We start from the raw sequence: 24,309 nt of genomic DNA on the forward strand, positions 1-24,309 counted from the left end.
AACAGCGCGACGGTACGCGGATCGTCATCGCCGCGCGCCGGCGGCGGCGCCAGGTGCAACACGCGATCGGCCAGGCCATGCAGGCGTTTCAGCGTGGCAGGCTCGTCGAGGTTCGCCACCAGCGGCACCGCGCCCGCCGCCCGCAAGGCCGCCACGCGGCCGGGCTGCGAGGTCACGGCGAACACGCGCCAGCGCGGGGCAAGCATTTGCAGGCAACGCATGCCTACGTCCCCGCAACCCACGATCAGCAATCGCGGGCGGGCCAGACGGGGTGGCGACAGATCTTTGCTCATCGAGAGATTATGGCTTATCAAGTAACCGTGCTGCCGAGCGGCCGCCAGTTCGAGGCGGAAGCGAACGAAACCATCCTGTCGGCGGCGCTGCGTCAAGGCATCGGCCTGCCCTACGGGTGCAAGAACGGCGCCTGCGGTTCGTGCAAGGGCCGCGTCACCGCCGGCGACATCGTTCAGGGCGACCATGCCGCCTCCGCGCTGACCGCGCAGGAAAAGACCGAGGGCCGCGCGCTGTTCTGCTGCGCCAACGCGGCGTCGGACATCACCATCGAATGCCGCGAGGTCCATGGCGCCGGCGATATTCCGATCAAGAAGGTGCCGTGCCGCGTGCAATCGCTGGAGCGCGTGGCCGAAGACGTCATCGTCGCGAAGCTGCAGCTGCCGGCCACCGAGCGCCTGCAATACCTGGCCGGCCAGTACGTCGAATTCCTGCTGCGCGACGGCAAGCGCCGCAGCTATTCGATCGCCACGCCGCCGCACGAGGAAGGCCCGATCGAACTGCATTTCCGCCATATGCCGGGCGGCGCCTTCACCGACTACGTGTTCGGCGCGCGCGAAGGACAGCCGGCGATGAAGGAGCGCGACATCCTGCGCTTCGAGGGTCCGCTGGGCAGCTTCTTCCTGCGCGAGGACTCGGACAAGCCGATCATCCTGCTGGCCTCGGGCACCGGCTTCGCGCCGATCAAGGCCATCGTCGAGCACGCGGCCTACACCGGCATCACGCGGCCGATGACGCTGTACTGGGGCGGCCGCCGCCCGCGCGACCTGTACATGCATGCGCTGTGCGAGCAGTGGGCGCGCGACCTGCCGAACTTCCGCTATGTGCCGGTGGTCTCGGACGCGCTGCCTGAGGACGACTGGGACGGCCGCACCGGCTTCGTCCACCAGGCCGTGATGGCCGACTACCCCGATCTGTCGGACCACGAGGTCTATGCGTGCGGCGCACCGGTGATGGTCGATTCGGCGCGGCGCGACTTCACCGCCCAGTGCGCGCTGCACGAGGATGCGTTCTTCGCCGACTCGTTCACCTCCGAGGCTGACCTGCATCCGGCCGGCGCGGCCTGAACCACGGCTCGCGGCCCGGCCGGCCAGGATCGCGCCCGGCCCGAACCTGCGCCCACCCCCCCAGCACCGCGCCACCGTTTCGCGAGAACAACAATGACGCCCCGGACCGCCACCGTCGTCTTTGACACTGGGGCGACTGCGTCTTATAGTTGGCCGCATGAACCACGCCAACATCCGACGCAGCTTCCGTACGTCGCATCCCGCCAGGGTGCCACGCGGCTGACCGTCGACAGCGTCTGTTCAGGTCATCAAGCCACGGGTCACCCCCGTGGCTTTTTTGTTTTGCCGCCCTTCCCTTTTCCTTGTTTGCCGATCTCTGGAGTCCGCCATGGCATTTGCTGAGTATCCCGTCCAATCGCTGATGTACATCACCAACCGGCCCGAGCTCGTCTTCACCGAGGGCAAGGGCTCGTGGCTGACGGACCATCAGGGCAAGCGCTATCTGGACTTCGTGCAGGGCTGGGCCGTCAACTGCCTGGGCCACTCCAACGAGGGCATGATCGCGGCGCTGAACGAGCAGTCCCGCAAGCTGATCAACCCGAGCCCGGCCTTCTACAACGAACCGATGCTGCGGCTGGCCAAGACGCTGACCGACCACAGCTGCTTCGACAAGGTGTTCTTCGCCAACAGCGGCGCGGAGGCCAACGAGGGCGCGATCAAGCTGGCGCGCAAATGGGGGCGCAAGCACAAGAACGGCGCCTACGAGATCATCACGATGGACCACAGCTTCCATGGCCGCACGCTGGCGACCATGAGCGCGTCCGGCAAGGCCGGCTGGGACACGATCTTCGCGCCGCAGGTACCGGGCTTCCCGAAGGCCCAGCTCAATGACCTGGCTTCGGTCGAGGCGCTGATCAACGACAAGACGGTCGGCATCATGCTCGAACCGGTGCAGGGCGAGAGCGGCGTGGTGCCGGCCACGCGTGAGTTCATGCAAGGGCTGCGCGCACTGGCCGACAAGCACAAGCTGCTGTTCATCGTCGACGAGGTGCAGGCGGGCTGCGGCCGCTGCGGCACGCTGTTCGCGTACGAACTGTCGAACGTCGAGCCGGACATCATGACGCTGGGCAAGGGCATCGGTGGCGGCGTGCCGCTGTCGGCCCTGCTGTGCAAGGCCGAGGTGGCGAGCTTCGAGGCCGGCGACCAGGGCGGTACCTACAACGGCAACCCGCTGATGTGCGCGGTCGGCAGCGTGGTGTTCGAGCAGTTGCTGGCGCCGGGCTTCCTGCAGCAAGTGCAGGAGAAAGGCGCGTATCTGCGCGAGCAGCTGCTGGCGCTGTCCAGCGAATTCGGCCTGGCCGGCGAACGGGGCGAAGGCCTGCTGCGCGCGCTGATGCTGGGCAAGGACATCGGCCCGCAACTGGTCGAGCAGGCGCGCGAGATGCAGCCCGACGGCCTGCTGCTCAATTCGCCGCGTCCGAACCTGCTGCGCTTCATGCCGGCGCTGAACGTGACCCGCGAGGAAATCGATCAGATGATCGGCATGCTGCGGACGCTGCTGAAGGCGCTGGCCTGATCTTGCTGCACCGGCCGTCGACTGCGGCCGGCAACAGCGATAGATCGGAACACGGCCGCCCTGCTGCGATGGCAGGGCGGCTTTTTCATTGGCTCGCCTGTGTTCGACCGCCACCCGCCGCGCGTGGGGACGACGGTAATATTCGCTTGCCTATACTGATGCCATCCAGGTCCAGGAGAACAACAATGGGCGGTCGCCTCCATTCGCACAGGCGCGGGCTGGCTACTACGTTTGCCGTGGCGGCCTTGGCGCTGCTCGGCACCCTGGCCGCCGAACCGGCCATGGCCGACGAGGCCGCGGACCACGCCGCCATCCTGAAGGCCGAGCAGGACTGGCTGGCCGCCACCGAGTCGGGCGACCGCGCCGCGCTGGAGCGGCTGCTCCATCCCACCTTCGTCAACATCTCTCCGCTGGGCGGCATGCGCAACCGCGCCGAATCGCTATCGGCGGGCCCCCCGCCGCCCGGCTCCAGCCAGACGCTCACCGAACTGAAAGTACGCACGTTCCGCGACAGCGCGGTCGTCACCGGCGTCAACCGTTATCGGCCCAACGCGAAGGCCAGGCCGACCGACGTCGTCTTCACCGATGTGTTCGTCCGCACGCCGCAGGGTTGGCAGGTGGTGTCGTCGCACAATTCGATCCGGCCGGCGCCGGCGGAGCGGTAATTACCTACTGCGGTAGCGCCGCATCAAGCGTGTTCGACGAGACGATCATGCGGCGCGAACCTCCTGCGGCACAGATCGGACACCTCATCATTACAACTCCTTGCAAGACACGAAAAGGAAACGCTGGACCGAGTAAAAAAGCCCCGCGCATGCAGGCATGGCGGGGCTTGGTACGGCGCGGCGGCATGTGGCCGCCGTTCCTATCGCGACGGACTCATTCGCCGAGGTAGGCGGCGCGCACCTTCGGATCGTCGAGCATGTCGGCGGCGTTGCCGTTCATCGTGATCAGGCCGGACTCCATCACATAGCCGCGGTCGGCGGCCTGCAGGGCCAGGCGGGCGTTCTGCTCGACCAGCAGCACCGTGACGCCCTGGCTCGAGATATCGCGCACGACCTCGAAGATCTTCTCGACCATGATCGGCGACAGGCCCATCGACGGTTCGTCCAGCAGCAGCAGGCGCGGCTGGCTCATCAGCGCGCGCGCCATCGCCAGCATCTGCTGCTCGCCACCCGACATGGTGCCGGCCAGCTGATTCGCGCGTTCCTTCAGGCGCGGAAAGATGCCGAACATGCGGTCGATATCGTCCTTGATGCCGGCCTCGTCCTTGCGCGTGAAGGCGCCCATCAGCAGGTTCTCGGTGATCGTCATGCGCGCGAACACGCCGCGGCCTTCCGGCACCATCGCCAGGCCCTGCTTCAGCAAGTCGTAGCTGGGCACGCCCTTGATCGAACGGCCCAGGTATTCGACGTCGCCGCCGGCCCACGGCTGCAGGCCGGTGATGGCCTTCATCGTGGTGGTCTTGCCGGCGCCGTTGGCGCCGATCAGCGTGACCAGCTCGCCGTCGCGGATTTCCAGGTCGATGCCCTTGACGGCCTGGATGCCGCCGTACGCGACCTTCAGTCCGGCGATCTTCAGTAGTGTTTCTTTCATTTGCTGCTCCCCCGTCAGTGGGCCGAAGTGCCGAGGTAAGCCTCGATCACCGCCGGGTTGTTCTGGACATCGTGCGGCAGGCCCTGTGCGATGACCTTGCCGTAGTCGAGCACGGTCATGCGGTCGCACAGTCCCATCACCAGCTTCACGTCGTGCTCGATCAGCAGGATCGTGCGGCCGTCGCTGCGGATCTTGTCGAGCAGGCCGCGCAGTTCGATCTTCTCGGTCGCGTTCATGCCGGCAGCGGGCTCGTCGAGCGCCAGCAGCTTGGGCTCGGTCGCCAGTGCGCGGGCAATCTCGAGGCGGCGCTGGTGGCCGTACGACAGATTGCGCGAGGTGAAGTTGGCGTACTTGCCGATGCCGACGTAATCGAGCAGGTCGTGGGCCATGTCCTCGACGCCCTCCTCTTCCTGGCGCACCGCCGGCGGGCGGAAGATCGCGCCGATCACGCCGGCCTTGGTCCGCACGTGGCGGCCGACCATCACGTTCTCGAGCGCGGTCATGTCGCCGAACAACCGAATGTTCTGGAACGTCCGGGCGATGCCGGCCTTTGCCACTTCATGCACCGCGGTCGGCTGGTAGGGCTTGCCGTCCAGCACGAATTCGCCGGAATCGGGCGTGTAGAGCCCGGTGATCACGTTGAAGAAGGTGGTCTTGCCGGCGCCGTTCGGGCCGATCAGGCCGTAGATCTCGCCGGCCCGGATTTCCAGGCCCACATCGGACAGCGCCTGCAGCCCGCCGAAGCGCTTGTTCACTCCCTTGACGGACAGGAGGATGTTTTCGTTGCTCATCAGGTCCTCCCGCTTCACAGACGTCCAACGCTACCCGGGCGGCGAACCACCGGCCGGTCTTCCTTGCGCGGCGACGGCCACAGGCCCGCCGGGCGATACAGCATCACGCCGACCAGCGCCAGGCCGAACAGCAGCTGGCGCAGCACCTCGGCGTCGACGATCACCTCGCCGAACATCATCCGCTGGACCGGCTCGGCGACCACGCGCAGCAGTTCCTGGAAGCCGATAAGCAGGATGCCGCCCAGGATCACGCCCGGGATATGGCCCATGCCGCCAAGCACCACGATCGCCAGCACGTAGATCGATTCCCACAGCGTGAACGATTCCGGCGAGACGAAGCCCTGGAAGGCGCCGAACACCGCGCCCGACACGCCGCCGAACGACGCGCCCATGGCAAACGCCAGCAGCTTGATGTTGCGGGTGTTGATGCCCATCGCCTTGGCCGCGATCTCGTCCTCGCGGATCGCCACCCAGGCGCGGCCGATGCGCGAGTTCTGCAGCCGCAGCGACACGAACACGATCGCCACCACCAGCAGGATCAGCAGGTAGTAGTACATGAACACCGGCGTGAACTTCAGGCCGAAGAACTCGTGCGTCTTCGAGAAGTTGAAGCCGAAGATCGTGATTGGATCGACCGCGGTGATGCCCTTGGGACCGTTAGTGATATTGACCGGCCGGTCCAGGTTGTTCATGAAGATGCGGATGATCTCGCCGAAGCCGAGCGTGACGATCGCCAGATAGTCGCCGCGCAGCTTCAGCGTCGGCGCGCCAAGCAGCACGCCGAAGATGCCCGCGACCAGCGCCCCCAATGGCAGCACCCACCAGACGCTGACATGGAAGCCGTTCGGGAACAGCTGGGCGATGGTCTCGAACTGGTTGGCCAGGTGCGGCGAGCCCAGCAGCGCCATCAGGTAGGCGCCCACCGCATAGAAGGCGATGTAGCCCAGGTCCAGCAGGCCGGCGAAGCCGACCACGATGTTCAGCCCCAGCGCCAGCATGATGTACAGCAGTGCGAAGTCGAGCACCCGTACCCAGTAGTTGCCGCCCAGGAACTGCACGGCGAACGGCGCGCACAGGCCGATCACGAGGAAGGCCGCCAGCGCGAACATGGTCTTGGCCGGCGTCTTGGTCAGTGGCGCGGCCTGCGACGCCGCGGTGGAAATCGGAGTGTTCATGATTGCGATCCCCTTACGCCCGGTCGGCCACACGTTCGCCCATGATGCCGGACGGACGGAACACCAGCACGGTGATCAGCACGATGAAGGCAAACACGTCCTGATAGTTCGAACCGAACACGCCGTTGGTCAGGTCGCCGATATAGCCGGCGCCCAGCGCCTCGATCAGGCCCAGCAGCATGCCGCCGACCATCGCGCCGGCGAGGTTGCCGATGCCGCCGAGCACGGCCGCGGTGAACGCCTTCAGGCCGGGGATGAAGCCCATGTAGAAGTGGGCGTTGCCATAGTTGGTCGCCATCATCACGCCGGCCAGCGCCGCCAGGGTCGCGCCGATCATGAAGGTAGCCGAGATCACGAAGTTCGGGTTCACGCCCATCAGGCCCGCCACGCGCTGGTTCTCGGCTGTGGCGCGCATCGCGCGGCCGAGCTTGGTGCGGTTGACCAGCGCCAGCAGCCCGGCCATCACCATCACGGCCATGCCGATGATCACCATCTCCTTGCCGGTGATGGTCGCGCCCGTGGTGCCGATATCGATCGGCTCCGAGGGCAGCAGTTGCGGGAACGTCAGCGGATTGCGCGACCAGATCATCATCGCGATGGTCTGCAGCATGATCGACACGCCGATCGCGGTGATCAGCGGCGCCAGCCGGGGCGCGTTGCGCAGCGGCCGGTAGGCAATCCGTTCGATCGAATAGGACAGCATCGCGCAGACCGGCATCGCGATCAGCGTGGCGATCACGAGGGTCAGCCATTCCGGCAGGCCGGGGGCGAATTGCTGAAGTGCGAGAATCGCCGACAGTGCGGTCAGCGCGCCGATCATCAGCACATCGCCATGGGCGAAGTTGATGATCCCGAGAATGCCGTAGACCATGGTGTAGCCGAGTGCAATCAGCGCATAGATGCTGCCGAGCACCAGACCATTCACGATCTGCTGGATAAGGATATCCATGAATACTCCTGGCTTGCCGCCCGCACTTCCGGCATGGATGGATGCCGACCGGGCAGCTTGGTGTGAGTGGTTTGGTAAGGGTTATGTGCTGGTAAGCGGGTAAAGCAACGGCCTGCCGCGTTCCACCCATGGTAAGGGCGCTGTCACAAAAGGCGAGGCTAAAAAGAACGGCACCGCAAAGTACTCACGGTGCCGTTCGGTAGACCGAGTAGGTCCGAATTACATCTTCACGACGTCAAGCACGGACTTCTTCTTGTCCTTGTAGTCGTACAGCGTGATGGTGCCTTCCTTCATGTCGCCCTTCTCGTCGAAGGCGATGTTGCCGATCACGCCCTGGTAGTTGGTCTTGGGCATCTCCGCCAGGATGGACGCGGGCTCGGTCGAGCCGGCGCGCTTCATCGCATCGACGATCACCATCACGGCGTCGTAGGTGAACGGCGCGTAAATCTGCACCGGTGCGTTGAAACGTTCCTGGTAGCGCTTCTGGAACTCGGCGCCCTTCTCCATCTTGGACAACGCGAGGCCGGCTTCGGAGCAGATGATGTTGCTGACCGCGTCGCCCGCCAGTTCGGCCACCTTGTCGGTACATACGCCGTCGCCGCCGACGATCTTGGCCGGGATGCCGAGCTCCTTGGCTTGCTTGGCGAAGGGGCCGCCGGTGGCGTCCATGCCGCCGTACATGATGACGTCCGGCTTCTTGCCCTTGATCTTGGTCAGGATGGCCTTGAAGTCGGTGGCCTTGTCGTTGGTGGCCTCGCGCGCCACGATGTTGACGCCGGCCGCCTTGGCGGTCTTCTCGAACTCGTCGGCCAGGCCCTTGCCGTAGGCGGTGGCGTCGTCGACGATCGCCACGCTCTTGGCGTTCAGGCTCTTGGCGGCGTAGTTGGCCAGGGCCGGGCCCTGCTGGGCGTCGGTGGCGACCACGCGGAAGGTCGTCTTGAAGCCCTGCTTGGTGTAGTCGGGGTTGGTCGAGGACGGCGAGATCTGCACGATGCCGGCATCGCTATAGATCTTGGAGGCGGGAATCGACACGCCCGAGTTCAGGTGGCCGACCACGGCGACAACCTTCTCGTCGACCAGCTTCTGGGCCACCGAGGTGCCGGTCTTTGGATCGGCGGCGTCGTCTTCGCCGACCAGTTCCAGGCGAACCTTCTTGCCGCCCAGTTCCAGACCGGCCTTGTTGACCTCTTCAACGGCCAGGCGCGCGCCGTTCTCGTTGTCCTTGCCAAGGTGGGCGATCCCACCGGTCAGCGGCGCCGCGTGGCCGATCTTTACCACCACCTCGCCGCCGGCCGGTGCTGCCGCGGCGGGTGCAGAGGCCGTCGCACCGGGCGCCGCCTCTTCCTTCTTGCCGCAGGCAGTAACCAGTGCCACTGCCGCTGCGATCGGCAGAATCTTGGCAAACGTGATTTGCATGAGTGATCTCCTAGGATTCACAAGATCAGGGTTACGCAACGCCTCCCGTCCGTTTCCCTGCACCGCCTTGGTTTAGTTTCAATTTGAAACGCGCGCATTGTATCCCCTTTTTTTGCGGATGCAATACGCGACGCAACAACCTGAGCCTTTTACCCTTCTATTGAGCTAGGTAATTTCCCCAATGCCTGCATTGGGGCAATTCCCATTCACAAGAGGGGCTCTTTGCGATACCTAACAAGATCCGTGCCCACCACGTCACCGGAGCGCGCCGCAGGCCGTTGCGGCGTGGCTGGCGCGGCACCTCTCTTTATAGAAATTAATTAGGCATTTCATAAAAGAAATATGCACCAACTTTGAATGTCTGCAATCCGCGCTCGCACCAATCGAGGGAAAACCCGCATTTAGGGGAATTACCCTAAAGACCGTCGCAAAAGGTAAGCACGCACCGAATCAATATATCGCTGTGACGATTAAGTTTCTTTCAGGCGGTGAACCGGATTGGCAAGGTGAGACGCGCAAAAACGACAACGCCCCGCTCGAGGCGGGGCGTTGTGGGAGTACGAAGAAGAACCGGCGGCTCAGGCGGCGCTGGCCTGCAAGCCCTTGGGTAGCGGGAAGGACATGTTCTCCTCGATGCCCTCCAGCGGCCGCACCTGCCTCGCACCAAGCGCGCGCAGCCGGTCGACGATCGACTGGGCCAGCGCCTCCGGTGCGGACGCGCCCGCGGTCAGGCCGATGCGGCGCTTGCCGGCGATCCACTCGGGGCGAACCTGTTCCGGCGCATCGACCATATAGGAAGGGACGCCGAGCCGCTCGGCCAGTTCGCGCAGGCGGTTCGAGTTCGAGCTGTTCGGGCTGCCGACCACGATCACCACGTCGACCTGCGGCGCCATGAACTTGACAGCGTCCTGGCGGTTCTGCGTCGCGTAGCAGATGTCCTGCTTCTTCGGCTCGCGGATCGCCGGGAATCGCGCCTTCAGCGCGGCGACGATCTCTTCGGTCTCGTCGACCGAGAGCGTGGTCTGCGTGACATAGGCGAGCCGCGTCGGATCGGCCACTTGCAGTGTCTGCACGTCGGCGGGCGACTCGACCAGCAGCATGCCGCCGTCGGCCTGGCCCATCGTGCCTTCGACCTCGGGGTGGCCGCGATGGCCGATCATCACGATCTCGCAGCCTTCGGCGCGCATCTTGCCCACCTCGACATGGACCTTGGTCACCAGCGGACAGGTCGCGTCGAAGACGTTCAGGCCGCGCGCCTGCGCCTCGGCGCGGACGCTGCGCGAGACGCCGTGGGCGCTGAAGATCACGGTCGCGCCGGCCGGCACCTCGTCGAGGTCCTGCACGAAGATGGCGCCCTTGCGGCGCAGGTCGGCCACGACATAGGCGTTGTGCACGATTTCATGGCGCACATAGATCGGCGCGCCAAAGCGCTGGAGCGCGCGCTCCACGATCTCGATCGCGCGATCGACCCCGGCGCAGAAGCCGCGCGGCTGGGCCAGCAGGATCTCGGCGTCGGGGGCGGGAGTCAGTTCGGACATGCGGGGAGGTAGCTGCGCTCCGGCGCGCGAGGCGGCCGGAGCAGGTCGTCAGAGAATGCCGATCAGCTGGACGTCGAACAGGATGGTCTGTCCGGCCAGCGGATGATTGAAGTCGAACAGCGCCGAAGTCTCGCCGATTTCCTTCAGCACGCCGGCATACTTGCCGCCGCCCGGCGCATTGAACTCGACCAGGTCGCCCGGGCTGTAGTCCTCTTCGAACGAGCTGTTCTCGCGCAGCGTGGCCAGCGACACGCGCTGCAGCAGCTCGGGATTGCGCGGGCCGAAGGCGTGCTCCGGCGCCAGACGGTAGCTGGTGCGCTCGCCCTCGGCCATGCCGAGCAGCGCCTGTTCCAGCGTGGGCGCGAACTGGCCCTGCCCCAGCAGCAGTGTGGCGGGCTTGTCGTCGAAGGTGCTGACGACCTCGGTACCGTTCTCCAGCGAGATGCGGTAATGCAAGGTCAGGAAGGAATCGGCCTGCACGGTCTTGCGCGCGGTGGCGCCGCCGGAGTCCGACGCAAAAGTTTGCGAATTCATGAATGCTCAACCAGTCGAGAACCCGTATTGTAAGCGACTGAACCCGGCGCCGCCGATCGCCGCCACCGCCGCCACCGCCGCCACCGCAGCTTCCCGACCGAGACCGCCATGCCCATCCCAGATTGGCCCGCCAGCGAACGTCCTCGCGAAAAGCTGCTGCAAGCCGGTGCCGCTGCGTTGTCCGACGCCGAGCTGCTGGCGGTATTCCTGCGCGTCGGCGTGCCGGGCAAGAGCGCGGTCGACGTGGCGCGCGAACTGATCGCGGCATTCGGCTCGCTGACCGGACTGCTGGCGGCCAGCCAGGCCGAACTGAGCCGCGTGCGCGGGGTCGGCACCGCCAAATATGCGCAGTTGCAGGCGGTGGTCGAGCTGACGCGCCGGGCACTGGCCGAGCAGTTGGCGCTGGCGCCGGGCCTCGAATCGCCGCAAGCGGTACGCGACTACCTGCGGCTGTCGTTGGCGCAGCGGCCTTACGAAGTGTTCCTGTGCCTGTTTCTTGACGCGCGCAACCGGCTGCTGGCCGCCGAGGAACTGTTCCGCGGCACGCTGACCCAGACCAGCGTCCACCCGCGCGAGGTCGCCCGGCAGGCATTGGCGCATAATGCGGCCTCGGTGATCGTCGCCCACAACCATCCGTCGGGCAATCCGGCGCCGAGCGCGGCCGACCTGGCGATGACCAAGACGCTGGCGCATTCGCTGGCGCTGATCGACGTCCATGTGCTCGACCACTTCATCGTCGCCGGCAATACGACGTATTCGCTGGCGGAGCACCGGCAACTGTGACGCCCAAGGCACCGGCGCGTCGCCGTGGCGTCAACGCACAGAAGGCATTGATCGGCCGAGGGATTTCGGTCTATAATGCCCGTTTTGCTGAAGTCTTAACCGCTGCAGTCCGGGCCCGCGCGCCTTTTGTTGATCTGTTGCGAACATTGTCCACGAATAGAAGATTTAGGAGTGCTTCATGGCACGCGTCTGTCAAGTGACCGGGAAAGCGCCGATGGTCGGCAACAACGTTTCCCACGCAAACAACAAGACCAAGCGCCGTTTTCTGCCCAACCTGCAGAACCGTCGTTTCTTTGTTGAATCGGAAAACCGCTGGGTGAGCCTGCGCGTCTCGAACGCCGGTCTGCGCCTGATCGACAAGAAAGGCATCGACTCCGTGCTCGCCGACCTGCGCGCACGCGGCGAAGTCTAATTAGGAGTTCATCATGGCCAGCAAAGGCGGACGCGACAAGATCAAACTGGAATCCACCGCGGGTACCGGTCACTTCTACACCACCGACAAGAACAAGCGCACCATGCCGGAAAAGATGTCGATCAAGAAATTTGATCCGGTCGCGCGCAAGCACGTCGAGTACAAGGAAACCAAGATCAAGTAATTGATCCTGCGTTCCAGCGAAGAACCCCGCCATGGCGGGGTTTTTTGTTGCCCGCTCGTGCCCGCTCGCCGCCCCTTTCCGGCATGGCGCACCAGCGTCGGGCGCACGCCGCGCCATCGTCAGGGGCAAGGCGCCGCTGCGCCATCCGCGGTGTACACTTTCGAGCTTTCCCGCACCACCGGCGCCCTCGCCGCGCCATCACGCATCATGAACTTCGACGTCGCCATCGTCGGCAGTGGCCTGGCCGGCCTCACGGTCGCGTTGCAACTGGCCGACAGCCACCGGGTTGTCATCGTGAGCAAGCGCGCCATGACGCAGGGCGCGAGCGACTGGGCCCAGGGCGGCATCGCGGCGGTGCTGGACTCCGGCGACAGTCACGACGAACACACGCACGACACGCTGATCGCGGGCGCCGGGCTGTGCGATGAGGGCGCGACCCGCTTTATCGTCGAGCACGGACGCGAAGCGATCCAGTGGCTGATCGACCGCGGCGTGCCGTTCACGCGCGACGAACAGGCCGAGCTTGGCTATCACCTGACGCGCGAAGGCGGCCACAGCCATCGCCGCATCATCCATGCGGCCGACGCCACCGGCCATGCCGTGGTGACGACGCTGACCGAGCAGGTGCGCCGCCATCCCAACATCACGATCCTCGAAGACCATTTCGCGATCGACCTGATCACCTCGCGCAAGATGGGACTGGGCGGCAACCGCTGCCTAGGACTGTACGTGCTCGACGACAGCAACGGCCGGGTGCATACGCTGACCGCCAGCCATACCGTGCTGGCCACCGGCGGCGCCGGCAAGGTCTATCTCTATACGACCAATCCGGACACCGCCACCGGCGACGGCATCGCGATGGCCTGGCGCGCGGGCTGCCGGGTGGCGAACATGGAATTCATCCAGTTCCATCCGACCTGCCTGTACCACCCGTACGCCAAGTCCTTCCTGATCTCCGAGGCGGTGCGCGGCGAAGGCGGCCGGCTGGTGCTGCCCGACGGTACCCGCTTCATGCCCGAGCACGACGCGCGCGCCGAGCTGGCGCCGCGCGACGTGGTGGCCCGCGCGATCGACTTCGAGATGAAGAAGCGCGGACTGGACTGCGTGTATCTCGATATCACGCATCAGCCGGCGCCCTTCCTGCGCGAACACTTCCCCACGATCCATGCGCGCTGCCTGGAGCTGGGCATCGACATCACGCGCCAGCCGATCCCGGTGGTGCCGGCCGCGCACTATACCTGCGGCGGCGTGGTCACCGACACGGCGGGACGCACCGATCTGGACAATCTGTACGCGGTCGGCGAGACGGCCTACACCGGCCTTCACGGCGCCAACCGCCTGGCATCGAACTCGCTGCTCGAATGCATGGTGATCGGCCGTGCCGCGGCCAACGACATCGCGTCGCAGGCCAAGGCCGGCGAACCGGACTTGACGCTGCCGCCGTGGGACGAGAGCCGCGTGTCGGACGCCGACGAGGAGGTCGTGGTCTCGCACAACTGGGACGAGCTGCGCCGGATGATGTGGAACTACGTCGGCATCGTGCGCACCAGCAAGCGGCTGGAACGCGCGCAGCATCGCATCGCGCTGCTGCGCGAGGAAATCACCGAGTACTACGCGAACTTCCGCGTCACGCGGGATCTGCTGGAACTGCGCAATCTGGTGGAGGTCGCGGCGATGATCGTCGACAGCGCCTATGCCCGCCACGAAAGCCGCGGCCTGCATTTCAGCCGCGACTATCCGGGCACGCTGCCGAAGGCGTTGCCGACCGTGCTGCAGCCGCCCAACGGGCGCCGCCGCGGCAATTGAGCCAATCGAGCCGGCGGCCAGCTCCGGTCGATGGAGCCAGGCCGCTCAGCCGATGATGCGCAACGAATAGTCGGTCGCGCGCACGTCCTTGGTCAGCGCGCCGACCGAGATCCGGTCGACGCCGGTCTCGGCGAAACGGCGGATCGTATTCGCATTGACACCGCCCGACACCTCGAGCACCGCGCGGCCGCCATTGACCCGCACCGCCTCCCGCATCATCGGCTCGGTGAAGTTGTCCAGCAGGATCGAGACGGCACCGGCAGCCAGCGCCTCCTCCAGCTCGACCAGCGACTCGACCTCGACCTGAACCGGCACGCCGGCGTTCAGCGCGGCCGCGGCGCGCAACGCCGCGGTGACGCCGCCGGCCGCGGCGATATGGTTTTCCTTGATCAGGATGCCGTCATAGAGCGCCAGCCGCTGATTGTCGCCGCCGCCGACCTTGACCGCGTACTTCTGCGCAAGGCGCAGCCCCGGCAAGGTCTTGCGCGTGTCTAGCACGCGGGCGCGCGTACCGGCGACCAGATCGGCGTAGCGCCGGGTCGCCGTGGCCACGCCCGACAGCAGCTGCAGGAAATTCAGCGACGGACGCTCGGCGGTCAACAGCGAACGGGCCGGGCCGTCGATCTCGCAGACCACCGAATCGGCCGCCATGCGCGCGCCTTCCTGTTGCAGCCAGCGAACCTGCAAACGCGGATCGACGGCCCGCATGCAGGCATCGAACCACGGCTGCCCGCACAGCACCGCATCCTCGCGCACGATCACACGGGCGCGGGCCTGCTTGTCGGCCGGTACCAGCTGGCCGGTCCAGTCGCCGGAGCCGACGTCCTCGGCGATCGCCGCGCGGACGTTGTCGCGCAGCGCCTCGGCCAGCGCCGGTCCGTATTGGTCGAAGATCGGATTGACCGCGTCGTTCATCGAGGACTCGCTCATGCCGGACCGATCCCCTGGAACAGCGCCTGTTCCTTGGCCAGGTCGGCAGCCGGCCGTACGTTGGCCTTCTGCCGGGCGGCGAAATCGAGCATGCGATCGATACAGGTATAGGCGCGGCGGCCGGTCTCCGGATCGACATGGATCTCGTTGCGGCCGGTCTCCAGCACCTCGGCCAGATTGGTCAGCGCATTCATCGCCATCCACGGGCAATGTGCGCAGCTCTTGCAGGTCGCGCTGTTTCCGGCGGTCGGCGCCTCGATGAAATGCTTGCCCGGCGCTGCCATCCGCATCTTGTGCAGGATGCCGTTGTCGGTGGCGACGATGAATTCGTTGGCGTCGAGTTGCTGGGCGGCGGCGATCAGCTGCGAGGTCGAGCCGACCACGTCCGCCTGCGCGACCACGTTGGCCGGCGATTCCGGATGCACCAGGATCTTGGCCTTCGGATGTTCCTTGCGCAGCAGATCCAGCTCGATGCCCTTGAACTCGTCGTGCACCAGGCACGAGCCCTGCCACAGCAGCATGTCGGCACCGGTCTGGCGCTGGATATAGCTGCCCAGGTGCTTGTCCGGCGCCCACAGGATCTTCTCGCCGCGCGCGTGCAGATGCTCGACGATCTTCAGCCCGATGCTGGAGGTCACCATCCAGTCGGCACGCGCCTTGACCGCGGCGCTGGTGTTCGCATAGACCACCACGGTGCGGTCCGGATGCGCGTCGCAGAAGGCCGCGAACTCGTCGGCCGGGCAACCCAGGTCCAGCGAGCAGGTCGCGTCCAGGTCCGGCATCAGGATGGTCTTTTCAGGGCTCAGAATCTTGGCGGTCTCGCCCATGAAGCGCACGCCCGCGACCACCAGCGTCTGCGCGGAATGGTCGCGCCCGAAGCGGGCCATCTCCAGCGAATCGGACACGCAGCCGCCGGTTTCCTCGGCAAGGTCCTGCAGGTCGGCATCGACATAGTAGTGCGCGACCAGCACCGCATTGCGCGCCTTCAGCAGGGCGCGGATGCGATCCTTCAACGCGGCGCGCTCGTCCGGCGTCAGCGCGGGCGGCACCTTGGCCCAGGCGTGGGCGACACAGCTGGCGCCACCTTCGGCCTGCATCTGCGTCGGTTTCTCGAACTCGACGGTCTTGATCGTTTGGGGGGTCATCTCCTGTACTCCTCGGGGCACCCTGCGCTCGCCGCCGCTTCGCATCGCGTCTTCATTGCGGCCGGGACCGGCCTGAAGATGGGGCGGCGTCGCCAAAAGAAAAGCCCCGCCAGCGACAGCATGGCGGGGCTTCGGGCGCGCCTGGCATTGTAGCAGGCGCTGTCCGTCTTATCAGGCGTTACGCGTAGCGGCGCAGGCGCAGCGAAAACTCCTGCAGCGCCTGGATGCCGCTGGCTTCGGCGCGGTGGCACCAGGCCTGCAGCTGCTGCAGCAGCTGTTCGCGCGTCAGGTTCGAACGGCCCCAGATCGCGGCCAGTTCGCGGCGCATTTCGACGAAGGTCTGCAGCGCCTTGTTGTGCTCGACGATGCTGGCCAGTTGCTGGCGCTGCGGCTCGGCCAGCTTGGTCTCGTCGCGGTGGAACCACTTGCGCGCCAGCTTGAAGCGGCGATAGTCGGCAACGCGCTTGGCCTTCAGTTGGGCCAGTTCCTCGCGGTACGCGTTCTTGACGGCCTTGGCATAGCGGGCCATCACGTCATAGCGGTTGGCGATGATGGCTTCCAGCGTGTTGTGATCGACCGGACGGGCCTCGACCAGACGTGCCTTGGGCGGCGTCTTCTTGACCTTGGCCAGGCCGACGGCCTGCATCGCGCGGATGTAGCACCAGCCGATATCGAACTCGTACCACTTGATCGAGAACTTGGCCGACGTCGGGTAGGTATGGTGGTTGTTGTGCAGTTCCTCGCCGCCGATGATGATGCCCCACGGCGACACATTGGTCGACGCGTCCTCGCAATCGTAGTTGCGATAGCCCCACCAGTGGCCCAGGCCGTTGATGATGCCGGCGGCATGGATCGGGATCCACAGCATCTGCACGCCCCAGACCGACAGGCCCACCACGCCGAACAGCGCCAGGTCGATGATCAGCATCAGGCCGACGCCCTGCCAGGTGAAGCGCGAGTACAGGTTGCGCTCGATCCAGTCGTTGGGCGTGCCGTGGCCGAACTTGGCCAGCGTTTCCTTGTTCTTGGCTTCGGCCCGGTACAGCTCGGCGCCTTCGAGCAGCACCTTGCGGATGCCGCGCGTCTGCGGGCTGTGCGGATCGTCTTCGGTTTCGCACTTGGCGTGGTGCTTGCGGTGGATCGCGGTCCACTCCTTGGTGACCATGCCCGTGGTCAGCCACAGCCAGAAGCGGAAGAAGTGCGCGGCGATCGGGTGCAGATCGAGCGAGCGGTGGGCCATGCACCGGTGCAGGAAAATCGTGACGCCGGCGATGGTGATGTGGGTCATGACCAGGGTGAAGATCACGATCTTCCACCAGGACCAGTCGAGAAGGCCGTTGGCGGCCCACTGAAGAATTGTGTCGAACAAACTGTTCTCCGTGCTAGATAGAGGCTGGCCGCGACCGGTCAGGGTGTCGCAGCAACGCGCAGAAAAATGACTGCAAATCCAGTGATTGCGTCTTGTGGCGTCAGCCAAGGCGCCTTGCGCCTTCGCGGGACCCCGGCACGCGCCGCTGCAATCTGGCGGCTGGCCCTCGGGCACGGATCGGTAGTCCGGCCGGGGGAATCCCCGGGACGACCCGCGATTTTACCGGAACGCCAGCGTCCCGGCATCCGCTTTTACCCGTGCGTTTGCTTTTCGTTTGCGGTGTTGGACGCCGAAAACGATACTTCGTTCCTTCAATGGCAAAGGCGTCACATACACGCCCGATCGCGCGGTACTTATGCCGATTCCGCCGCATTGGCTGCCACCCGCGACACCGGCGTCGACGCCAGCGCCCCGTCTGCGGGCAGCACACGCAACTCGCGCTGCGGGTAGGGAATCGAAATGCCGCTGGCCCGGAACGCCTTCCAGATCGCGCGGTTCATTTCCGATTGCACCCCGAGCTTGCCGTTCTGCGGATCGGCGATAAAGCCGGCCACCTCGTATTCGACACCGCTGTCCGCGAACGCCACCAGGAAGGCCGACGGCGCCGGCTCGGCGAGCAGACGCGGCACGCCGCGCACCGCCTCGGCCAGCAGCGTCAGCACCATCTCGGGGTCGGCGTCGTAGTCCGCCTGCACCCGCGTCGCCACCCGCACATTGGTGTTCGAAAAGGAATGGTTCTGCACCGATTGGGCGACCAGCTGCTCGTTCGGCACCAGGGTCTCGCCGTCGCCGTTGCGCACCACGGTGTAGCGGGTGCGGATCTGCGCGACGATGCCGGTGTACTTGTCGACGGTGATCTGGTCGCCGAGCTTGACCGAGCGGTCCAGAAGAATGATGAAGCCGGACACGTAGTTGCTCGCGATCTTCTGCAGCCCCAGACCCAGGCCGACGCCCAGCGCGCCGCCGAACACCGACAGCACGGTCAGGTCGATGCCGACCAGCGACAGGCTGAACAGCAGCGACACCAGCAGCAGCAGCGCCTTGGACAGCCGAGTCAGCACCACGCGCAGGCTGGTGTCGATCGTCGCCGAGCGCATCAGCCGCTCCTCCAGCCACGACCCGAACCACAGCGCGGCCAGCACCGTCAGCAGGATCCACACGCAGGCCATCAGCAGATCGGCCACGCTGATGCGCTGCTGCCCCAGCGCGAACTGGATCGAGTCGAGCCACTGCACCGCCTCGGACAACATGCCCAGCACGTACAGCGCCATGCCGGCCCAGACCAGCGTGGTCAGCACCTTCTCCACCAGCGTCAGCATGCCGTGCAGCTGGCCGTTGCCGGACAGCACCCGGCGCAGCACGTAGAACGCGAAATAGAGGAAGGTGATGCCGAACAGCGGCACCAGCGCCAGCCGCAGCATGCTGATCGGAATCAGCGGCGCCAGCGCGAAGCGAGACGCCAGCACCAGCAGCCAGCCGAACAGCGGGAACATCGCCCGCTCCAGGCTCGCGGCGGCAAAGCGCAGCGCGAAGCTCGAACCCGCGTAGCGGGCCTCGAGCCGCGCCGCGACATGGCGCGCCAGCGGCCAGGCCAGCAGCACACAGCCCGCGAGCACGGCCAGTTGCCAAAGGAAGCCCGGGTCGCCGGCGTCTTGCATCAGGTCGCCGAGCATCTTGCCGAACACGGCGTGGGATTGCGACAGATCGGTCAGGGAATTGGAGGCCATCGATCGACGAGTTGAACCAGTGGAGACAGTGGAGACAGTGGAGACGGTGGAGACAGTAGAAGCAGCGAAGAACAAAAAAATACCGGGCCATTGGTGCCCGGTATCCGTGAAACGACAGGGGCCGAAGCCCCCATGCTCATGGACGAGTCCGCTCCAGCACCGCCGCGAAGAAGCCATCGGTCTGGTGCAGATGGGGATAGAGCGCCAGCGTCTGCGCGTCCTCCGGCAGGTCGGCGATCGCGATCTTCTGCTCGGCCAGCACCTGCGCGACCGGCACCAGCTGGAAGTCCGCATGGCGGCCGAGGAAATCGCGCACGATCGCCTCGTTCTCGGCCTCCAGCACACTGCAGGTGGCATAGACCACGCGACCGCCCGGCTTGACCAGCCGCGCCGCCGATTCGAGGATCGCGGTCTGCTTGGCGGTCAGTTCCAGCACCGTCTGCGGGGTCTGGCGCCATTTGAGGTCCGGATTGCGCCGCAGCGTACCGAGGCCGCTGCACGGCGCGTCGACCAGCACGCGATCGATCTTGCCGGCCAGGCGCTTGACCTTGGCGTCCTGCTCGGAGTCAATCAGCACCGGATGGACGTTCGACAGGCCGCTGCGCGCCAGCCGCGGCTTCAGGTTCGCCAGGCGCTTGTCGGACACGTCGAAGGCATAGAGCCGTCCGGTCGAGCGCATCAGCGCGCCAAGCGCCAGCGTCTTGCCGCCGGCGCCGGCGCAGAAATCGACCACCATCTCGCCGCGCCGCGGCGCCACCAGATGGCACAGCAGCTGGCTGCCCTCGTCCTGCACCTCGACCAGTCCGTTGACGAAGATCGGCAGCTGATTCAGCGCCGGCTTGCCGGCCAGCCGGATGCCGGTGGGCGCGATCGGCGTCGGCTCGGCCGCCAGTTCGGCCTCTTCCAGCTCCGCCAGCACGGCTTCCCGGGAGGTCTTGATCAGATTGGCGCGCAGATCCAGGGGCGCGGGCCGCAGCCAGGCATCGCCGAGCGCCGCGGTGAAGGCTTCGCCGTGCCGGGCGACCAACTGCTCGTACAGCCATTCGGGCAGGTTGGCGCGCACGCGCGGTGCCAGGCTGGCGCGCTCGATCGTCATCAGCCGGTCCAGCCATTGCGCCTCGTCGGGATACAGGAACGGCGTCAGCGCGTCGCGGCCCAGCGTCGCCGCCAGGCCCAGCAGCGCCAGCCGGCGCGGGGCGGCGCCCGAGCCCGACTCGGCGAACTGGGCAAATTCCACGCGCCGGCGCAGCACGGCAAACACCGCCTCGGCGATGATGCCGCGCTCGCGATGACCCAGCTTCGGGTTCTCGCGGAAGTAGTAGCTGACGACCGCGTCGGCGGGCCGGGCGAACAGCATCACCTTGCCGAGCAGCCGGTCGATATGCTGGATATGCGTGGCATGCAGGGCGCCGTGCGGACGGACCTGGCCGTCGTTGGCGGGCTCGCGCGGCGCGCCTGCCTTGCGCAGCGGGGTGGGCTTGCGCTTGGTGCGCGTGGACGGACGCGCGCCGCCGCGCGGTGCCTGGGCGGGACGGGTCATTGATGGGCTCCGGTGGTATCGACGGGGGTGGCGGAGTCCGAGGGGGAGTCCGTGGGGGCATCCGAGGCTGCCAGCGCGATCAGCAATTGCGGCTCGGGCGGATCGACATGGACCACGCCGTCCTTGACGCGCAGCCGTCCTTCGACGAACCAGCGCACCGCGCGCGGATAGATCTGGTGCTCGCAGGGCAGCAGCCGTGCCGCCAGCGTTTCGGGGGTGTCCTCGGGCCCGATCTCGATGGCCGCCTGCAGAACGATGGGACCGTGGTCCAGCGCCGCGGTGACGAAATGCACGCTGGCGCCGTGCACCTTGACGCCGGCCTCCAGCGCCTGCTGGTGGGTATGCAGGCCGGGGAAGCTGGGCAACAGCGACGGATGGATGTTCATCATCCGGCCGGCATAGTGCTCGACGAACTCGGGCGTCAGGATCCGCATGAAGCCGGCCAGCACCACCAGGTCGGGCACGTGGGCGTCGATCGCGTTGGCCAGCGCCTTGTCGAAGCTGGCCCGGTCGGGATAGTGGCGATGATCGACCACGCCGACCGGAATGCCTTGCGCCGCGGCGAACTTGAGGCCGGGCGCGTCGGGACGGCTGGACAGCACGGCGGCGATCCGTGCCGGCCAGGCCTGCTCGCTGCAGGCCCGGACGATCGCTTCCATGTTGGAACCGCGTCCCGAGATAAGGATGACGATATTTTTCATCGCGCAATTCTACCAAGGCGGCGCCCCGCCACAGCGCGCTGGAGACCCCGGCGGCGCAAAGTCGCCGGCCGTTGCTTCCCCCGATTGCGGATTGTGACGCCCCGCTCGCTCTGCTAGAGTCGCCCTATCGCCAATCCGCCCGCTCGACGGGACGGGACCATACAACAAGGGCGAAGCTGTTTTAGACGGGAAATCGCATGTCGAATGTTGCACCGACCTTGCTGGTGGTCGACGACCACCCCATGGCGCTGTCCGGCACTACCCTGTTTCTGGCGCAGGTAATGCCCGATGTTGCAGTCCATGCCGCCGGGAGCGCCTCCGAGGCGCTGAACACCCTCCAACGCGGGCTGCGGCCCGATATCGTGCTGCTCGACATCTGGCTGAACGACGGCACCGGCTTCGACGCCATGCAGACGCTCAAGTCGATCGTGCCGGCCGCGCGCTTCATCTTCATGTCGGCCGAGGCCACGCCCGAGATCGTCGAGCGCGCCCGCGCGCTGTCAGCCTTCGGCTTCGTCGGCAAGCATCTCGATGCGCCCGCCTTCGCCGCGGTGGTGCGCCGCGTGCTGGCCGGCGACACCGCCTTTCCGTCCGACGAGGCCTTGAACGGCCAGCCGCGCGCGTTCGGCCCGACGCACAGCATTCCGGTCACGCCAGCCGAGCTCGGCCTGACGCCGCGCCAGGGCTCGGTGCTGGCGCTGGTGCTCGAGGGCCTGCCGAACAAGGTGATCGCGCGCGAGCTCGGGCTGACGGAGAACACCGTCAAGGAGCATGTGTCGGCAATCCTGCAGCGGCTGGGCGTGCGCACGCGGATGCAGGTAATGTCCCGGATGGAGCGGTTCCGGCTGCGGCAGTAGGGCCGCAGTAGGGGCCGCCGTAGGGGCCGCGTCCGGGCGCTTGTGGCGCGCGGCCGCTGGCCGCGCAGGTTCAGACCGTCCGCAGCCAGCGCCGCAGCAGCATCCGGAGCGCGCCCGGGTCGACCGGCTTGGGCAGCACGAAATAGCCCGCCTCCTCGGCCTCGGCCAGCGCGGCCGACTTCAGGTCGCCGGTCAGCAGCGCGCTGCGCGCCTGCGGCTGGGTCTGCTGCCACCGTTCTAGCAATGCCAGGCCGTTCTCCTTTCCGGGCAGGCGAAGGTCGCAGAAGATGATGTCGGGCCGCAGGCCGTCGGCAAACATCCGCTCGGCCTCGGCGCCATCGGCGGCGCACGACACCCGCACGCCCCAGGCCTCCATCAGCGCGATCCAGGCGTTGCGCACGTGGCTGTCGTCGTCGACCACCAGCACCTCGCCGTGCAGCCGATCCGGCATCGCGTGCTGCGCCACCGCGTCGCTGCGCATCGCGCGGATCGTCGCCACCGACTCGGCCGGGGCCGGATTCAGCGTGAACCAGAACATCGAGCCCTTGCCCGGCACCGAGCGCACGCCGTAGGTCCCGCGCATCAGCCGCACACATTCCTTGAAGATCGCCAGGCCGAGGCCGAGGCCGTGGGAGCGGTCGCGCTGCGGGTTGTGGACCTGGAAGTACGGGCCGAAGATCTCCGGCAGGTGCTCGGCCGGGATGCCGGCCCCGGTGTCCCAGACCTCGATGCGAACCTGCGCGCCGCGCATGCGCGCGGCGACCAGCACCCTGCCCTGGCGCGTGTAGCGCAGCGCGTTTTGCACCAGATTGAACAGCGCGCGGCGCAGCAGCACCGGCTCGGCCATCGCGTGCAGCTCGCCGGCCACGCGCGGCGACAGGCGCAGTCCGGCCGCCCGCGCGTCGCCGGCGAACTGATTGCAGACCTCGCGCACCAGCTGGCCGGCGTCGCAGGGCTCCAGTGTCGGCAGCACCTTGCGGCCCTCGAGCTTGGACAGGTCCAGCAGCGAGCGGAACAGCAGATCGATCGTCTGCGTGCCGGCCGCGACCTGCTCGACCAGCGGCCGCAGCGCCGGCGAATCGTTGCGCGCGCGCAGCGCCTCGACCAGCATCACCAGCGCATGCACCGGCTGGCGCAGATCGTGGCTGGCGGCGGCCAGGAAGCGGGATTTCTCCTCGCTGGCATGTAGCGCGCGCTCCTTCTCCTGCTGGAACTGCCGGGCCAGCCGCCGGCTTTCTCCCTCCAGCCGGATCGCCCGCACCAGCGAGCCGTGCAGGTTCAGCGCGTGGCGCGCCAGCATCAGCGCGTAGATCAGCAGCAGCAGCCGGATATAGCCGCCGTGGCCGGGGAACGCGTAGCCGGCCAGCAACAGATTGGGCACCAAGATCGGAATGCCCACATAGAGCAGGTTGACCGGCGCCGGCGCCTGCGAGCTCGCGCCGCCGGCCAGCGCGCCGAGCGTCAGCACCAGCAGCACGCCGGAAAACACGGCGGACGACGACACCAGGTGCAGCAGCGCGGCGCTGCCCCAGCTCAGGCCGGCCAGCACCGCCACGGCGCGCATCGGGTCGCGCCACTTGCGGGTATGGGCCGAGCGGCTCAGGTGCGGGATATCGCGCAGGTATCCGAGGTAGAACCAGGCGCAGCCGGCCGCCTGCAGCAGCATCGCCGCGCACCAGGCCAGCAGCGCGCCGCGGCTGGCCTCGTGCCAGAACGCGGCGGTGGTCAGCCCGGGCAGCAGCAGCGCCGCCACGATGCCGCTGGGGACCACCCGATGCACCGCGGCCAGCAGCTTGGCCTCGGTATCGGCGTCCAGCGGCGGCGCGGGCGGCGGAAGGATGCGCTTGAGCAGCGCGATCAGGTTGGCTGGCGGCACCGGAGGTCGGCGTGCGTGACGGCGAGAATGTGGACGCGGCATATCATGCCGACTTTCGCCGCGGCGCGCCACCGGGCGGCGCGGGCCGTCGGGCGGGGCCACGCCG

At 66.8% G+C, this 24,309-nt stretch carries 23 protein-coding genes; 8 read left to right on the forward strand and 15 right to left on the reverse strand.

Annotation, left to right across the window (positions count from 1 at the left end; translation table 11 throughout):
• A partial coding sequence (locus B551_RS19340) for an NAD-binding protein (RefSeq protein WP_172682476.1) occupies positions 1–293 on the reverse strand: 293 nt, incomplete at its 3' end.
• A gap of 9 nt (positions 294–302) precedes the next feature.
• On the opposite strand from B551_RS19340, the gene B551_RS19345 reads away from it, so the two are divergent.
• The 3 genes from B551_RS19345 to B551_RS26745 all read left to right on the forward strand — a co-directional run bounded on the left by B551_RS19345 (position 303) and on the right by B551_RS26745 (position 3,539).
• On the forward strand, positions 303–1,358 hold the full coding sequence (locus B551_RS19345; protein ID WP_006575651.1) for a CDP-6-deoxy-delta-3,4-glucoseen reductase: 1,056 nt from the start codon (positions 303–305) through the stop codon (positions 1,356–1,358).
• 328 nt (positions 1,359–1,686) lie between these two features.
• The gene (locus B551_RS19350) at positions 1,687–2,874 is read left to right on the forward strand and encodes an acetylornithine transaminase (protein WP_023264826.1); all 1,188 of its coding nucleotides are present in this window, start codon (positions 1,687–1,689) and stop codon (positions 2,872–2,874) included.
• A gap of 245 nt (positions 2,875–3,119) precedes the next feature.
• Complete coding sequence (locus B551_RS26745; protein WP_172682477.1) at positions 3,120–3,539, forward strand: nuclear transport factor 2 family protein; 420 nt, start codon at positions 3,120–3,122, stop codon at positions 3,537–3,539.
• Between the two features lie 214 nt (positions 3,540–3,753).
• On the opposite strand, the gene B551_RS19360 is transcribed toward B551_RS26745, so the two are convergent.
• The 7 genes from B551_RS19360 to B551_RS19390 all read right to left on the reverse strand — a co-directional run bounded on the left by B551_RS19360 (position 3,754) and on the right by B551_RS19390 (position 10,873).
• Positions 3,754–4,470, reverse strand: coding sequence for an ABC transporter ATP-binding protein (locus B551_RS19360; RefSeq protein ID WP_006575654.1), 717 nt, complete (start codon positions 4,468–4,470; stop codon positions 3,754–3,756).
• Between the two features lie 14 nt (positions 4,471–4,484).
• The gene (locus B551_RS19365) at positions 4,485–5,261 is read right to left on the reverse strand and encodes an ABC transporter ATP-binding protein (RefSeq protein ID WP_006575655.1); all 777 of its coding nucleotides are present in this window, start codon (positions 5,259–5,261) and stop codon (positions 4,485–4,487) included.
• A 14-nt stretch (positions 5,262–5,275) separates the two neighbouring features.
• A complete protein-coding gene (locus B551_RS19370; protein WP_006575656.1) occupies positions 5,276–6,436 on the reverse strand; it encodes a leucine/isoleucine/valine ABC transporter membrane protein LivM in 1,161 nt (386 codons plus the stop codon).
• Positions 6,437–6,449: 13 nt separating this feature from the next.
• The gene (locus B551_RS19375) at positions 6,450–7,385 is read right to left on the reverse strand and encodes a branched-chain amino acid ABC transporter permease (protein ID WP_006575657.1); all 936 of its coding nucleotides are present in this window, start codon (positions 7,383–7,385) and stop codon (positions 6,450–6,452) included.
• A gap of 219 nt (positions 7,386–7,604) precedes the next feature.
• Complete coding sequence (locus tag B551_RS19380) at positions 7,605–8,801, reverse strand: branched-chain amino acid ABC transporter substrate-binding protein (protein ID WP_023264829.1); 1,197 nt, start codon at positions 8,799–8,801, stop codon at positions 7,605–7,607.
• A 578-nt stretch (positions 8,802–9,379) separates the two neighbouring features.
• Positions 9,380–10,339: a 4-hydroxy-3-methylbut-2-enyl diphosphate reductase gene (gene ispH / locus B551_RS19385; RefSeq protein ID WP_006575658.1), complete on the reverse strand. Its 960-nt coding sequence runs from the start codon at positions 10,337–10,339 to the stop codon at positions 9,380–9,382.
• A 48-nt stretch (positions 10,340–10,387) separates the two neighbouring features.
• The gene (locus B551_RS19390) at positions 10,388–10,873 is read right to left on the reverse strand and encodes a peptidylprolyl isomerase (protein WP_006575659.1); all 486 of its coding nucleotides are present in this window, start codon (positions 10,871–10,873) and stop codon (positions 10,388–10,390) included.
• 108 nt (positions 10,874–10,981) lie between these two features.
• Here B551_RS19390 and radC point away from each other — a divergent pair, with 108 nt between their 5' ends.
• From radC to nadB, 4 genes are all read left to right on the forward strand, one after another.
• Positions 10,982–11,656 (forward strand): DNA repair protein RadC, encoded by a 675-nt coding sequence (gene radC, locus B551_RS19395; protein WP_006575660.1) that lies wholly within the window; start codon positions 10,982–10,984, stop codon positions 11,654–11,656.
• Positions 11,657–11,834: 178 nt separating this feature from the next.
• Positions 11,835–12,068, forward strand: a complete 234-nt coding sequence (rpmB, locus tag B551_RS19400; protein WP_006575661.1) for a 50S ribosomal protein L28 — start codon at positions 11,835–11,837, stop codon at positions 12,066–12,068.
• A gap of 13 nt (positions 12,069–12,081) precedes the next feature.
• Positions 12,082–12,252, forward strand: a complete 171-nt coding sequence (rpmG, locus tag B551_RS19405; protein ID WP_006575662.1) for a 50S ribosomal protein L33 — start codon at positions 12,082–12,084, stop codon at positions 12,250–12,252.
• 207 nt (positions 12,253–12,459) lie between these two features.
• Positions 12,460–14,058: an L-aspartate oxidase gene (gene nadB, locus B551_RS19410; protein ID WP_023264830.1), complete on the forward strand. Its 1,599-nt coding sequence runs from the start codon at positions 12,460–12,462 to the stop codon at positions 14,056–14,058.
• Between the two features lie 45 nt (positions 14,059–14,103).
• On the opposite strand, the gene nadC is transcribed toward nadB, so the two are convergent.
• The 6 genes from nadC to purN form a co-directional block, all read right to left on the reverse strand.
• The gene (gene nadC, locus B551_RS19415) at positions 14,104–14,988 is read right to left on the reverse strand and encodes a carboxylating nicotinate-nucleotide diphosphorylase (RefSeq protein WP_023264831.1); all 885 of its coding nucleotides are present in this window, start codon (positions 14,986–14,988) and stop codon (positions 14,104–14,106) included.
• Positions 14,985–16,133 (reverse strand): quinolinate synthase NadA, encoded by a 1,149-nt coding sequence (nadA, locus tag B551_RS19420; RefSeq protein ID WP_023264832.1) that lies wholly within the window; start codon positions 16,131–16,133, stop codon positions 14,985–14,987. Before nadA ends, nadC begins: the two co-directional genes overlap by 4 nt.
• Positions 16,134–16,311: 178 nt before the next feature.
• On the reverse strand, positions 16,312–17,502 hold the full coding sequence (locus tag B551_RS19425) for an acyl-CoA desaturase (RefSeq protein ID WP_006575665.1): 1,191 nt from the start codon (positions 17,500–17,502) through the stop codon (positions 16,312–16,314).
• Positions 17,503–17,855: 353 nt separating this feature from the next.
• Positions 17,856–19,229: a mechanosensitive ion channel family protein gene (locus B551_RS19430; protein ID WP_006575666.1), complete on the reverse strand. Its 1,374-nt coding sequence runs from the start codon at positions 19,227–19,229 to the stop codon at positions 17,856–17,858.
• A 136-nt stretch (positions 19,230–19,365) separates the two neighbouring features.
• A complete protein-coding gene (locus B551_RS19435; RefSeq protein WP_006575667.1) occupies positions 19,366–20,769 on the reverse strand; it encodes an RsmB/NOP family class I SAM-dependent RNA methyltransferase in 1,404 nt (467 codons plus the stop codon).
• Positions 20,766–21,470 (reverse strand): phosphoribosylglycinamide formyltransferase, encoded by a 705-nt coding sequence (gene purN, locus B551_RS19440; protein ID WP_006575668.1) that lies wholly within the window; start codon positions 21,468–21,470, stop codon positions 20,766–20,768. The genes B551_RS19435 and purN overlap by 4 nt, the downstream gene beginning before the upstream one ends.
• A 197-nt stretch (positions 21,471–21,667) precedes the next feature.
• Between purN and B551_RS19445 the strand changes: the two genes are divergently transcribed.
• Entirely contained in the window at positions 21,668–22,327 is a 660-nt protein-coding gene (locus B551_RS19445; protein ID WP_006575669.1) for a response regulator transcription factor, read from the forward strand.
• Between the two features lie 70 nt (positions 22,328–22,397).
• Here B551_RS19445 and B551_RS19450 read toward each other — a convergent pair whose 3' ends face one another.
• Positions 22,398–24,245: a hybrid sensor histidine kinase/response regulator gene (locus B551_RS19450; RefSeq protein WP_371259323.1), complete on the reverse strand. Its 1,848-nt coding sequence runs from the start codon at positions 24,243–24,245 to the stop codon at positions 22,398–22,400.
• Between the last annotated feature and the right edge of the window lie 64 nt (positions 24,246–24,309).

The sequence above is a fragment of the Cupriavidus sp. HPC(L) genome (genome assembly GCF_000307735.3).
In the GTDB taxonomy this organism is placed as follows: Bacteria; Pseudomonadota; Gammaproteobacteria; order Burkholderiales; family Burkholderiaceae; genus Cupriavidus.

Coding starts and splice junctions, on each gene's coding strand:
- ispH (WP_006575658.1), bottom strand. CDS start 10,339: ATGTCCGAACTGACTCCCGCCCCCGACGCCGAGATCCTGCTGGCCCAG.
- nadA (WP_023264832.1), bottom strand. CDS start 16,133: ATGACCCCCCAAACGATCAAGACCGTCGAGTTCGAGAAACCGACGCAG.
- B551_RS19365 (WP_006575655.1), bottom strand. CDS start 5,261: ATGAGCAACGAAAACATCCTCCTGTCCGTCAAGGGAGTGAACAAGCGC.
- B551_RS19450 (WP_371259323.1), bottom strand. CDS start 24,245: ATGCCGCGTCCACATTCTCGCCGTCACGCACGCCGACCTCCGGTGCCG.
- purN (WP_006575668.1), bottom strand. CDS start 21,470: ATGAAAAATATCGTCATCCTTATCTCGGGACGCGGTTCCAACATGGAA.
- B551_RS19435 (WP_006575667.1), bottom strand. CDS start 20,769: ATGACCCGTCCCGCCCAGGCACCGCGCGGCGGCGCGCGTCCGTCCACG.
- nadC (WP_023264831.1), bottom strand. CDS start 14,988: ATGAGCGAGTCCTCGATGAACGACGCGGTCAATCCGATCTTCGACCAA.
- rpmG (WP_006575662.1), top strand. CDS start 12,082: ATGGCCAGCAAAGGCGGACGCGACAAGATCAAACTGGAATCCACCGCG.
- B551_RS19360 (WP_006575654.1), bottom strand. CDS start 4,470: ATGAAAGAAACACTACTGAAGATCGCCGGACTGAAGGTCGCGTACGGC.
- B551_RS19380 (WP_023264829.1), bottom strand. CDS start 8,801: ATGCAAATCACGTTTGCCAAGATTCTGCCGATCGCAGCGGCAGTGGCA.
- rpmB (WP_006575661.1), top strand. CDS start 11,835: ATGGCACGCGTCTGTCAAGTGACCGGGAAAGCGCCGATGGTCGGCAAC.
- B551_RS19390 (WP_006575659.1), bottom strand. CDS start 10,873: ATGAATTCGCAAACTTTTGCGTCGGACTCCGGCGGCGCCACCGCGCGC.
- B551_RS19370 (WP_006575656.1), bottom strand. CDS start 6,436: ATGAACACTCCGATTTCCACCGCGGCGTCGCAGGCCGCGCCACTGACC.
- B551_RS19350 (WP_023264826.1), top strand. CDS start 1,687: ATGGCATTTGCTGAGTATCCCGTCCAATCGCTGATGTACATCACCAAC.
- B551_RS19430 (WP_006575666.1), bottom strand. CDS start 19,229: ATGGCCTCCAATTCCCTGACCGATCTGTCGCAATCCCACGCCGTGTTC.
- radC (WP_006575660.1), top strand. CDS start 10,982: ATGCCCATCCCAGATTGGCCCGCCAGCGAACGTCCTCGCGAAAAGCTG.
- nadB (WP_023264830.1), top strand. CDS start 12,460: ATGAACTTCGACGTCGCCATCGTCGGCAGTGGCCTGGCCGGCCTCACG.
- B551_RS19345 (WP_006575651.1), top strand. CDS start 303: ATGGCTTATCAAGTAACCGTGCTGCCGAGCGGCCGCCAGTTCGAGGCG.
- B551_RS19375 (WP_006575657.1), bottom strand. CDS start 7,385: ATGGATATCCTTATCCAGCAGATCGTGAATGGTCTGGTGCTCGGCAGC.
- B551_RS19445 (WP_006575669.1), top strand. CDS start 21,668: ATGTCGAATGTTGCACCGACCTTGCTGGTGGTCGACGACCACCCCATG.